Origin of the sequence: Arthrobacter sp. NQ7, assembly GCF_029581595.2 — a bacterium.
In the GTDB taxonomy this organism is placed as follows: Bacteria; Actinomycetota; Actinomycetes; order Actinomycetales; family Micrococcaceae; genus Arthrobacter; species Arthrobacter phenanthrenivorans_B.
The window spans coordinates 38337-50279 of record NZ_JARFXU020000008.1; the positions used below are offsets into that span (position 1 = coordinate 38337).

10 protein-coding genes and 1 pseudogene are annotated in these 11943 nt (G+C 67.7%); 4 read left to right on the forward strand and 7 right to left on the reverse strand.

All coding sequences use genetic code 11. The annotated features are described in order from the left end of the window. Nucleotides 1-286 precede the first annotated feature (286 nt). Together PUN71_RS10660 and PUN71_RS10665 are read right to left on the reverse strand one after the other, a co-directional pair. Nucleotides 287-835, reverse strand: coding sequence for a hypothetical protein (locus tag PUN71_RS10660; RefSeq protein WP_277798373.1), 549 nt, complete (start codon nt 833-835; stop codon nt 287-289). 32 nt (nt 836-867) lie between these two features. Further along, entirely contained in the window at nt 868-3537 is a 2670-nt protein-coding gene (locus PUN71_RS10665; protein ID WP_277798374.1) for a PEP/pyruvate-binding domain-containing protein, read from the reverse strand. A 233-nt stretch (nt 3538-3770) separates the two neighbouring features. Here PUN71_RS10665 and PUN71_RS10670 point away from each other — a divergent pair. The 3 genes and pseudogenes from PUN71_RS10670 to PUN71_RS10680 all read left to right on the forward strand — a co-directional run. After that, nucleotides 3771-4934, forward strand: a pseudogene (locus PUN71_RS10670) (purine-cytosine permease family protein); the annotation flags it as partial. A 62-nt stretch (nt 4935-4996) separates the two neighbouring features. Next, a complete protein-coding gene (locus PUN71_RS10675; protein ID WP_277798467.1) occupies nt 4997-5329 on the forward strand; it encodes a cytosine permease in 333 nt (110 codons plus the stop codon). An 84-nt stretch (nt 5330-5413) separates the two neighbouring features. Further along, complete coding sequence (locus PUN71_RS10680) at nt 5414-6553, forward strand: cyclase family protein (RefSeq protein ID WP_277798468.1); 1140 nt, start codon at nt 5414-5416, stop codon at nt 6551-6553. A gap of 102 nt (nt 6554-6655) precedes the next feature. Here the strand turns inward: PUN71_RS10680 and PUN71_RS10685 are convergent, their stop codons facing one another. Continuing rightward, on the reverse strand, nt 6656-7351 hold the full coding sequence (locus PUN71_RS10685) for a DUF2306 domain-containing protein (protein WP_277798375.1): 696 nt from the start codon (nt 7349-7351) through the stop codon (nt 6656-6658). Nucleotides 7352-7794: 443 nt separating this feature from the next. On the opposite strand from PUN71_RS10685, the gene PUN71_RS10690 reads away from it, so the two are divergent. Then, nucleotides 7795-8115 (forward strand): GYD domain-containing protein, encoded by a 321-nt coding sequence (locus PUN71_RS10690; protein WP_043448811.1) that lies wholly within the window; start codon nt 7795-7797, stop codon nt 8113-8115. Between the two features lie 92 nt (nt 8116-8207). On the opposite strand, the gene PUN71_RS10695 is transcribed toward PUN71_RS10690, so the two are convergent. From PUN71_RS10695 to PUN71_RS10710, 4 genes are all read right to left on the reverse strand, one after another. Next, nucleotides 8208-9440 (reverse strand): amidohydrolase, encoded by a 1233-nt coding sequence (locus tag PUN71_RS10695; protein WP_277798376.1) that lies wholly within the window; start codon nt 9438-9440, stop codon nt 8208-8210. Nucleotides 9441-9450: 10 nt separating this feature from the next. Further along, nucleotides 9451-9954, reverse strand: coding sequence for a MarR family winged helix-turn-helix transcriptional regulator (locus tag PUN71_RS10700; protein WP_277798377.1), 504 nt, complete (start codon nt 9952-9954; stop codon nt 9451-9453). Next, complete coding sequence (locus tag PUN71_RS10705) at nt 9954-10367, reverse strand: SRPBCC family protein (protein WP_277798378.1); 414 nt, start codon at nt 10365-10367, stop codon at nt 9954-9956. The genes PUN71_RS10700 and PUN71_RS10705 overlap by 1 nt, the downstream gene beginning before the upstream one ends. Before the next feature lie 99 nt (nt 10368-10466). Next, a complete protein-coding gene (locus PUN71_RS10710; protein ID WP_277798379.1) occupies nt 10467-11750 on the reverse strand; it encodes a hypothetical protein in 1284 nt (427 codons plus the stop codon). Between the last annotated feature and the right edge of the window lie 193 nt (nt 11751-11943).

The following is an 11943-nucleotide window of genomic DNA, read 5'->3' on the forward strand; positions in this document are numbered from 1 at the left end:
CGGCTGCAAGGGAGGGAACGGTCGGATGCCGTTGGGGCCGTGGTGCGCTCTTGGCCGCCCTCGTCGTCACAATTCCCTGCAGCGCCGGTATCAAAGTCACTCGGTACGGCGCTGGTCAGCAGCCCGGGAGGGCTGCAGGGTATTGAACTCGTTTTCGGGACGCCGGATATCCAGTCGCGGTGTTCCGGGATCCTTTGAGTCTACGCCTGTTGGCAAGCCCCGGACGGCGCGGCTGCATGCGGCATTCCCGTGACGGGGGAGCGGTCACCTTCCGGAGCCGTGGCGCCTAGCTCCGGCGGACGGCCGTGGGGGAAGGAACAGCCCGAAGCGGCGGGAATTCAGCGGGGACCTGCGGTTCTGCAGGGCTCGCAGAGGTGTCTATACCGCTGAATGTCGGGCGCTGGCCGGACCGGTAGGCGACGTCGATGACAGGCTCGATTTCGTCAAACACGGTGTGGTTTCCGGGAAGGACAACGTGGGCCAGGAACTCCGATTCCAGGGTGGCGATGCCGGCCGCCGCTGCGCCCAGCTTGGCGTCGATGGACAGGGCGAGGGCGTGCCAGGATTTGCGGTTGGCCCGCTCCAAAATCTTGGCATTCGCTTCGCGGCGCCGGCTGTCCGCGACGTCCCCCTTGATTTCCAGGGCGCCCTCAGACTGCAGCAACGGCATGACGATGCGGAACTGCCTGCCATCACCCCTGAAGGCGACAGCGCTCAGGTTCCCCCGCTGGGTAAACACAACGTCCGTTGCGCCGTACTCCGCCAGCGCCTGCCTGATGTGTTTCCGGGAAGCCTCGCTGCTGAAGGAGTCGCCCCGGGTGTAAGGACCTGTCATCTTCCAACTATGCGCCTCGCGGCCCCTCTTTCCTAACGGTCCAGCGCGGTGGACGGACGCTCCATGGTGACTGTCCCGGCGTCGCCGTCCACGGTGACCTGCTGGCCGCCGGCCAGCCGCTGCGTGGCCACGCCCGTACCCAGGACCGCGGGAATGCCGTACTCGCGGGCCACGATGGAACTGTGGCTGAGCGGGCCGCCCACGTCGGTCACCACCGCCGAGGCCATCGCAAACAGCGGGGTCCACGCCGGCGTGGTCATCCGGGCCACCAGCACCTCGCCGGGCTGCATCCGGCCGAAATCCTCCGGGCCGCGCAGCACGCGGGCAGCCGCGGTCACCCGGCCGGAACTGGCGCCGGCGCCCTTGATCACGTCGCCGGGCTGGTGCTGCGGGCCCGCCGGCATCATGGACCCGAACGCCTTCTCCATCCACGGTTTCTGGGGCAGCATCTGCGGCGCGGTGGCCTTGGCCTGACCCCGCCACAGCATCCTGCGCTCCTCGACGGCGGCAGCCCGGACAGGACGCGGGGCCCCGGTCACCGCGGCCGGCATCCCGGGTTCAGCCAGCCCAAACTCGACAGCACTCTGCAGCTCCCTGAAGCGCAACCAGAAGACATCGTCAGCCGAGGCCACCACCCCGGAAGCCACCAGCCGACGCCCGAGCTCCAGCAGCAGGCTCCGCAGCAGCGGCCAGGCGAGTCCGACGTCGGCCAGCGCGTCTTCGCGGACCGGCGCCGCCTCCTGCGCCCACCTCAGCAGGCGGAAGAACACGGCACGCCGCCGCGGCCCCAGCCGCCCGGCGGCGTCGCGGGTGAGCGACTCCCGGCGTTCCGTCAGCTGACGCTGCCGCTCGTGCGGGTCCGTTCCCTGCCCGCGCAGGTAGAACTTCACGGTCTCCAGCTGGGCGGAGGGGTCGTCCGCCGGCACCGGGGTGGCAAAGTCCAGGTTGTAGACCGCGTGGCCGTAGAGTCCCAGGTGCTCCCGGAAGGCAAACCGCCATTCCTGCCACAGGGCGTTGTCCACCCCTTCCGGCGCGGATCCGGTCCGCTGGCACTCGGCGAGCTCCGCCGTCGTCCGTTCCAGCAGGGCCGATGCCAGCACGGGGTCGCTGCGCGCCCAGCCGGCGAGGTCATACAGCGACTTTTCCGCGCGGATCGGTTCGCTGTCGAAGCCCAGGAGGAACGCCTGGGCCGGGGGATCGCCGGCGCGCCGCACCAGCCTGTCGTAGAAGGCCCGGAAGGAGATTTCGCTCATGTCGGCGAGCGGGATGATGGACTGCACGGCGGTGTAGTAGACGGTGCCGGCATCCAGGAGTTCCTGCACCCCCGCCAGCAGCCGGCCGCCCGGGAGCCCGGCCGGCGGATGCCTGGACCAGTCCTTGATCACGCGTTCGTAGCGCGGATGCGAATGGTCCCGCCAGCCCGCGATACCCATGTGCGCCTTGCCCCGGAACAGGGCGCCGAGCGCCGGCACGGTCCGGCCCGTCATCCGCCACATGGCCGAGGTGCGGTAGTAGTAATAGGCGTAGCCGTTGATGGTGGGGAAGCGGACGTCGCCCTCGCGCAGCGCGTTGATGCCCAGCGCATCGTTCATCAGGGCCGAGAGGGAGCGCGTCACCGAGCCGTCGATGAGGTCGGCGAACAGCGGCGAGAGCGGCTCCGGCATCTGCTCCACAATGCTGGCCCGGAAGTAGAGGCCCTTGGGGTAGGGGACCGGCCAGGTGTCCGGGGTGTCGGCCGCAGGCTCGGGCAGCGCGGTGATGGGGCGGGACTGCAGCAGGAAGAATCCGCCGCCGGCGCGCGCCCATTCGATGTCCTGCGGGGACCCGAAGCGCTCGGCCGCCTGCTTGCCATACGCGGCCAGCGCGGCTGCGGCGTCGTCGTCGAGGACGGGCGCACGACGGCGGTCTTCCGCCACCGGCTGCTCTACGGTGCCGTTCTCCGCGGGCACGGTCATGACGTGCTTGTCGGCCGTGTGCCGCGAAAGGACGGTGCCCGTGGCGGCCTCCACCACCAGGTCATCGGTGGTGACGGTCCCGCCGACCACGGCCTCGCCCAAGCCCCAGGCGGCGCTGATCACCGTCTGGTCGCGGTGGCCGTTGGCGGGGTTGGCGGTGAACATGACCCCGGCGGCGTCGGCGTCCACCATCTGCTGCACCACGACGGCGAGGCGCACCTGGTCAGGCCGCACGCCTTCGCGGGAGCGGTAGGCCATGGCGCGCGCCGTCCAGAGGGAGGCCCAGCAGTTGAAGACGGCCTGGGTGAGGGCCTCCGGGCCGCTGATGTTCAGGTAGGTGTCCTGCTGTCCGGCGAAGCTGGCGGAGGCGAGGTCCTCGGCGGTGGCGGAGGAACGGACCGATACTGGAGTGCCGCTGCCGCTGCCGCTGCCGAGGCGTGCGTAGGCGGCCTCGAGGTCGGCTTTGATGGCGTCCGGCACGGTGCCTTTGTGGAACAGGGTCTGGATCAGCACGGACGCATGCTCATACTCCTGCGGCGATGCGTCGGGCGGGAGCGCGGCGAGGTCCTGGACGGCGGCGTCCAGGTGGTTGGCGCTGACGAACTCCCGGTACGCGTCCGTGGTCAGGACGAACCCCGGCGGGACGGGCAGCCCGGCCTGGATGAGGCCGCCGAGCCCCACCGCCTTGCCGCCGGCCAGGGCCACCTCATCGCGTCCCACCTCGCCCAAACTCTTGATGTATGTCATGGCTTTGCCCTAGCTGCCAACCGGCGTCGTCCGTGTCCAAAGCAGCGCCTCAAGGAGTGCGACCTGTTCCAGCGTCGGCCCAGCCCAACCGATCCGCTAGGGCCGAATGGCCTTGGCGCAGCAACGCGGGGTGTTTCCGCAGAGGCAGCCAATGTGACCTGCATCTTGCTGTGAGCTGCTTCACGCCGTAGACTCCGGAACAACTTATGATGCTCACTGAGCAACAAGATTCCATGGAGGCGAAAGTGGCAAAAACCTTACGGGCTCGGTCCGTCGGCGGCGCGGCCAGCGGCAAGGCAACCCAGGTGGAAACCTACGGGATCGAACAGATCCCCGAGAAGGACCGCAACGCCAGCGCCGTCGACCTGTTCAGGGTCTCCTTCGGCGGTGCCAACACGTTTGCCACGGCGTTCCTCGGAGCCTTTCCCATTCTTTTCGGGCTTTCCTTCTGGCAAGGCCTGGCGGCCACACTCACGGGTCTGGTTGTCGGTGCACTGCTCCTGGCGCCCATGGCAGTGTTCGGCCCCACGAACGGCACCAATAACGCGGTCTCCTCGTCGGCCCACTTGGGCGTGCATGGCCGGATCGTCGGATCATTCCTGTCGCTCCTGACGGCCACGGCCTTCTTCTCAATTTCGGTCTGGAGTTCGGGTGACGCTTTGGTCGGAGGCCTGAACCGTCTCGTGGGCGTCCCCCAGGACATGGGATCCTTCGCCGTGGCCTACGGCCTGTTCGGGGCGCTGGTGCTGGTGGTCTGCATCTACGGCTTCCGCTTCATGCTCCTGGTCAACAAGATCGCCGTTATCGCCGCCACCCTGTTGTTCGTCGTCGGATTCATTGCCTTCGCCGGTGATCTCGACCTCAACTTCGCCGGGGCTTTCGGCACGGGCTGGGACGGGGTGGGCATCGAAGGTTTCATCCCCGCCTTCATTGGTGCCGCCTTGATCGTCATGTCCAACCCGATCTCGTTCGGCGCCTTCCTGGGCGACTGGGCCCGCTATATTCCCACCGCCACTCCCAAACGGAAGGTCATCAGGGCTGCCTTCTTCGCCCAGTTGGCCACCCTGGTGCCATTCGTGTTTGGCCTTGCCACTGCGTCCGTCATCGCGACCAAGGCCCCGGAGTTCATGGACCCGGCCGCGCCCAACTACGTCGGCGGACTGCTGGCTGTCTCGCCGGCGTGGTACTTCATCCCGCTGTGCGCCATAGCGTTGATCGGCGGCATGTCCACGGGCGCCTCGTCCCTGTACGGCACCGGGCTTGATTTCAGCAGCGTTTTTCCCCGGTTCAACCGTGTCCAGGCCACCGTCTTCATCGGTTTGCTCGCCATAGCGTTCATCTTCATTGGCCGCTTCGCCTTCAACCTCGTGCAGAGCATCTCCACCTTCGCCACCCTGATTGTCACCTGCACCGCGCCCTGGATGGTGGTGATGATCATCGGCTTCATCACCCGCCGGGGCTGGTACGACGCCATGCCCTCCAGGTCTTCAACCGGCGCCAGACGGGTGGCCGGTACTGGTTCAACCACGGGTGGAACCTGCGCGGCATGGCGTCCTGGCTGGTCAGCGCTGCTGCTGGCCTGAGCCTGGTCAATATGCCCGGCCAGTTCCAGGGCCCACTGGGCAACCTGGCAGGCGGCGTAGACATCAGCCTCCCCGCCTCGCTGGTCCTCGCGGCCGTGCTTTACCTCGGACTCCTGTGGCTCTTTCCGGAACCCCGCGCTGTCTTCCCGGCCGCCGGCCCGCGCTGGATCCCGAGCCGGGACACCCCGGTGGCCCCTTTGAGACAGTAAGGGCAATATGGTTGCTGCCGGGAGCTCGGGACCGGAAAGCGAGGAGCCGGAGCCGGCGGAACTGGTGGCCCAGCCGTGACGTGGATGGACCTCAGTGTGCCGCTTCGGTCGGGCATGCCCGTCTATCCTGGCGACCCCGCCGTGAGCATTGCCCCGGCCCTGACGGTGCCTGTCCACGGAGCGAACGTTCTCTCGCTCTCGATCGGCTCGCATTCGGGTACCCACGTCGACGCGCCGTACCACGTGCACGACGGCTGGGAGCGGCTCGATGCGCTGCCGCCGGCACGTTTTAGCGGTCCGGTGGAGCTGGTGGATGTCCGCAGTGCGGGACCGGGCGGCATCATTACCGCCGGACATCTGGACGGCATTCTTCCGGCCGCCTTTGCCGCGGACGCGCCCGGACAGCAGGACCGGATCCTGCTGCTGCACACCGGCTTCTCGGAGCACTGGGAGTCGCCGGAGTATGTCAACCACCCGTTCCTCGACGCTTCGGCCGCCCGGCTCATCGTTGAGCGTGGCTATCGAACGGTGGGGCTGGATGCATTGAGCGTGGACAAAAGTGCTGGCGGGACGGCTGGCCAGGGAGATACCGCGGACGGATCATTTCCGGCACACCACATCCTGGCAGGCAGCGGTTGCGCGATTGTGGAGAACTTGACCGGACTTGGGCAGGTAGCCAACGCCCTTGCCGACGGCGCCGAGGTGGACGTGTTCCTTTTCCCCCTCAACATCCCCGGTGCGGACGGCGCCCCGATCAGGGCGGTGGCACGCGCAACGTTCCCTGACGGGGCCACCCAGGCTGGGATGGCCGGAATGCGGGGCCTGACGCGCACCGACGTCGAGGAAGCTGCGGCCCGGCTGGTCGCCGCGTTCGCGGCCACGGATACCGAACGCTACTTCGCCTGCTTCAGCCCGTCGGCGACCTTCATCTTCCACCCGGAGCCGGCGATGCTCGGCTCCAGGGACGAGTACAGGACACTCTGGGACGGCTGGATCGACGCCGGATGGAAGGTGGTCGACTGCCGCAGCAGCGAGCAGCAGATCCAGCTCCTGGGCGATACCGCCGTCTTTACCCACCGCGTGGAGACCACGGTGCAGACCGACCCGAGCGGAGCCACTGCGGTCAGCGATGAGCGCGAAACGATCGTCTTCACGCGTACTGGAGGAGTTCTGGCCGCCGTCCATGAGCACCTCTCGCCGGTGCCGCCTCACGTGCCGGAATGACGCTGGGGCTCCTGCCCCGGCGCCTCCTCCAGCACCGCGTCGCTGCTTGACGGATAAGGCGCGGCCTGGGGAACGCCCCGCGCCGCCGTCGGGGTTTGGTAGCTAGGCCGCTTTGATGGACGGACCCGGCGAAAGGGTCCCTTGCTTGGCGCGGCGGTGGATGAAGAACTCTGCCACGGCCAGGCTGAGTACCCAGGATGCCCCGATCAGCACGGCCCGGCTTAGCTCGGTGACCGGCCCCACCAGTGCAATCCAGGGAATGGTGACCACCACGATGGTTCCCTGGGCAATGCCGATGGCGTATGCCCTGGACATCCACTCGCTGTGCCGGACGTAGTTGCGGCGCCGCACAGCGATGAATCCCAGCACAATAAACGCCACCATCGCGGATCCGAACACCAGCCGAAGGGCCAGGAGGAGGGGACCGTCCAGGGGCGGAAGGTCATAGAAGGCGGCCATCCACAGTCCGGATAGAGCGGCCAGCAGACCCGTGGGGGCGAGGATCCGGCCGGCAGCTTTATGCCAGCTGGGCCGGCGGCGCGTGCCGCGGCGGAGGGAGGGTACGAACTGGAACGCGCCCAGAACCAGGTAGACGGTGACCGTGGGGATGTGGATCAGCACGGGAACGGGTGAGTCGAAGAACCTCGCGTTGTCCGGCCGCACCTGGCCTCCGGCAAGCTCGGTCAGCCGGAGGGCTCCGGCAAGGACCGGTACCAGGCTGAGGAGAATCAGGCCGGCGGGAACGAGCCAGCTGGCTGCGGGGGCCGGACGGGAGCGGGGAATGGCTGCAGTGTTCATGGGATGGCACCTCTGGTCCAGGCGGCAGCAGGGCGGCCGGGCTTTGACCGTGGCTCGGATGTTCAGGACTGAGGGTTGGACTCCAGCGTGGCGGCCGGAACAACAACGCCCAGCAGCGTGCGTTCATACGGCCTACGCCCAACGTACTGCACGTGGCCCGGGTAAGCGATAGGCGCCGGCACATCCCCGGAACGAAGCCCGCGGATAAAGGGGTATCACCCCTTATTGACTGCCCGCAGCCCGAGGAATAGCGTCTGCGGTAACGGGGCCCGTCGCCCCGTTTCCACATAATAGGGGGCCGGATCTGGGCCGCTCCTGCAGGGCCATTGAGCCAGGTGAGGAGGATTCTGTGGACGCCGTCCCCACCAGCCGTGCCCGGAATCCGCGGGTGCCTTCCCGATGGCCGCGGAACACGAAGTCAGCGATCCAGGGAAGGACACACCATGCCGAAGTATCTGTTTGAAGCAACGTATGTGGGCCAGGGCATCAAGGGGCTCATGAAGGAAGGCGGAACCGCGCGGCGTGACGCCCTGACCGAGGCGCTGAAGTCCGTGGGCGGAACGCTGGACAGTTTCTACTACGCCTTTGGCTACTACGACGTCCTGGGCGTCTTTGACGTACCGGACGACGCCAGTGCTGCGGCACTGTCGCTGCTGATCAACTCGACGGGCACCGTCAACGTCCGCCTCAAGCCATTGCTGAGCGTGGAGGACCTGGACGAAGCCGCCAAGAAGACCCCGGCCTACCGGGCGCCCGGGCAGTAGGGGAGGTCCGGCACCAAGCTGCGTCCCGGCGTCGTACAAAATCACGACGCCGGGACGCCGGCTTGGGAGGGCGGGCGGACGCGCCGTCCGGCTCAGACGAGGTGCAGGCCGTCCGCGACCACCTTGCCGCGGTGGATGACGGTGCGGCCGGGCAGCTTGTCCATGACGGCGGCGGTCACAGAGTCGCCCTCCAGCAGCACCAGCTCGGCAGGATCTCCCACCGCCAGGCCGGGCCGGTCCGCCACGGACGCGAGCCGCTGCGCGGTGGGGTCGATGATGCTGGCGCCGCCGATGGTGGCCACCGCGGCGCAGTGCTCGATCAGTTCGTCCGCCCGGAACTTGTTGGTGAACGCCAGCTGCCAGGTCCGGTCCAGCATGTCCGCGTTCCCGTAGGGCGACCAGTAGTCGCGCTGGCCGTCCTCGCCCAGGCCCACCCGGACACCGGCGGCCGCCAGCTGCTGCAGCGGCAGCGGCCACCCGGCCGGCGCGACGGTGGCGACGGAAACATCCAGGCCTGCCATCTGGTCGATGAGCTCCTGCAGCTCACCGGCCGGGAGCTCCGCGAGGCAGAAGGCGTGCGAAATGGTCACCAGACCCTGCATGCCCAGCGCCTTGGTGCGGTCCAGGATCAGCTGGCTGCTAAAGAGGCCCAGCTGGCCGGGCTCGTGCAGGTGGATGTCCACCGGCAGGCCGTACTTTTCCGCCAGGCCGAAGACGATGTCCAGGTGCCGGACGGGGTCGCGGTCCAGGGCGCACGGGTCGATGCCGCCCACCACGTCGGCACCCAGCTTCAGCGCCTCCTCCAGGACCTCGGCGCTGCCGGGCTCCCGGAGCAGGCCCGCCTGCGGAAACGCGATCACCGCAACATCCGCCCGGTCCCGGTGCGTTTCCCGGGCGGCGAGGACGGCCTCGAAACGCTCCAGCCCGGCGTCGGCGTCCACCTGCGCGTAACTGCGCACCCGCGTGGTGCCGCGCTCGATCATCGCGCCCAGGGTGTGGGTGGCCCGCTCGGTGATGGAGGCTTCGGCGTCCCGCCAGTTCCGGCGGTCGTTGAGCATCATGTTCCACACGCCGGGCGAGCCGGTGTGCGGGCGGAACGGCAGGCCCAACCGGGTCGAGTCGAGGTGGACGTGGACGTCGGAGAAGGACGGCAGCAGGATCCGGCCGCGGCCCTCCACCACGTCACTGTTTGCTTGGGCGGTGCCGGCGGCTGACGCAGCCCCGTCCAGGGTGGCGGGCACGACGGCGGCGATCACCCCGCCGTCGAGCGTTACGTCGGCGGCGTCCCCGCCCCAGGGACGGACATTGCGAAGAACCACAGTCATGCCTTGCAGTCTATGGCTGGGCGTGCCGCGGGGGTTGACTGGCGGCGTCCGGCTGGTCACCGCCAGCCGGTCCCTTTGGGTTCGTGGCAAAGTCGGGCCGGGCCAGGCGGCGGAGCAGGGAGACGGCGTCGTCGACGGGTACCGAGTCGAAGAACTGGGCATCGGCGAGTTCGACGGCGGCGATGGCGCGGGGCGCGAGGTCCGCTCCGGCGTCTGTGACGCGCAGCCGTTTGGCCCGCGTGTCGGCGGGATCGACCTCCCGTTCGATGAGTCCCTTGGCCTCCAGCGTGCGCAGGACCTGCGAGGCCATCTTGACGTCAGTCCCGGCCTGGCGGGCCACGGCCAGCTGGTTCGGGTGCACACCCTGCCCATTGAGCCACCAGGCGCACGCGAGCAGGACGAACTGGACGTGGGTGAGACCCAGCGGATCCAGGGCGGCCGCCATTTCCCGCTGCCAGCGCAGGGTGGCGTGCCAGAGCAGGAAACCGGGGCTGTCGCCGGGGTTGAGGGGCATCAGCCGCCCGCCATCTTCACCAGCGCTGCCATCGTCTCGGGCCAGTCCGCGGTGATGCCGGGGCCGATCTGCGGGCCGGCTTCGTCGGCGCCGCTGCCGGTGATCTCCATGCGGTAGACCACCCGGGTCCTGCCCTGGTCCGCGTCGATGCGATGGGTGGTGCGCAGCAGCAGGTCCCCGAACCGGGCCTCGTCCACAAAGCGTTCGTTTTCCACTGCCTCGGCGATGACGAGGGGTATCGGATCGTCACCCGGGGGCGTCATCAGGATCTGCGTCCCCGGCGCGAACGGGCCGTTGATCTCGATTTTCTCGATCTCCGCGTTCCAGGTGCCCCAGTTCTCAACGTCGGACCAGAGGCGCCAGATCGCTTCCGGTGCGGCCGTCGTCTCTACTGCGTTCTGGTACTCCCACATTATTAGCCTCCTGAAGAGATAGTCTGTGTATAGATTATCTTTACGAAGACTATCTTTTGTCCAGAGGCGCCACCCTTTTTCCTGAGAGGCTTGGGCTGGCTAGCCGCCAAGGTTGATATACGCGTGCCAGTACCGGGAGTTGGTCCTGGAGGAGGCCAGCACCACCAGGCCGGTCTGGCTGGTGACGTTTTGCTTCGTTGATGTGGGGTCGTTGATGTCCGTGTCGGTGCTGCTGCTGATGATGGGCGTTCCGGCTCCGCGGGCGAAGGAAATATGGTCAATCGGGGACTTCTTGTAATAGATGGTGCCGCCCTCCTCCGGGGCGACAGCGAACATCCAGACCTGGTGGTGTTCCTCGTCGATCATCACCATGGGCCGGGTATGGAGGTCCTGCACCTCACCGAACTCGGCGCTGCTCCAGTCACCTTTACCGTCGCGCACCAGGAGCGCCACCAACGTTTGGCCGGCGTTCCGGTTGGCTGTCTTGATGGCGGCGAAGAGGCGTCCGCTGCCGTCGCTGGCCAGCTGTTTGAGGTTCAGGTGGTCGTTGGCGCATCCGCCGGTGCAGTTCTTGCCGCCGCCGTACGCCACCTCGGTCTGCCACGACTTGTCCGGCTGGCCGTCCTGGTGGATGGCAAAGTAGAACTTCTTTTGCCCCGGCTTTTGGTTGCTCCACATGATCCCGATCTTGTCGCCCTGGAACGAGGTGACGGCGGAGATGTCGTCGTAGTGCACCTGGGCGTTGGTGGTCGGCAGGACGAAGGGGGTTCCCCATGCTGTGTCGCTGGTGGTCGAGTGGTTCACGTAGACGCGGTTGTTGTTGTCGGCCGAAACGGAGGTGTAGGTGACCCACAGCGTGCCGAGGGAGTCCTTGGCCACCGTGATTGATTCCGTACTCCCGCTGTGAAGGGTGACGGGGAAACCGGCATCTTCTGCGTAGGTCTTGGTCAACGCGTCATAGCTGAAGCGGTGAAGCTCCGCGGACCCGGAGGTTACCACTTGCTGGGACGGTGGCGAGTTCCATTCCGAGCGCACGGTGGTGCCCGAGACCACGTAGAGCTTGCCGTTCTGGGCGTCCCAGAGCGCATCGCCGCGGGCACTCGCCCGTGCGTCCACCACCGTTGGCGTCTCCTGCCACGCCTGCGTTGCCGCGTCGAGCCGGTGGATCGTCGTAGCGTGGGCTGCCGGGCTCCACATCAGCCCCCACCAGTTCCCGTCCTGGAACCACAGCTTGCTTTGGGCTTTGTCGGCCGTCGGGGTCCTGACGCCGTCGCCCGCGTAGGACGGGCCGGGAATTCCGACGTCGGCCGCCTGGGCTGGGAGGGGGAGCGCGGCAGCGCCTAGCGCGAGGAGCAGGGCGATGACAAGGCGAAGCAGGCGCATAACGGTCCCCTCAGAGCTATGTCGGTGGCCGGGAGGCTGTTTCATCACCTCCCGGCCGGATCACCATACGTCCGCTGAAACCCCCTGAGCCCGGAGGGGTGCCAGATAGGGGAGCTCAAAGGGGAGGGCATTAGGTAGGTGTTGCCCGTGATCTTCCAAGGGCGACCAGAAGATCGCGGGGTCGAGGACGCTG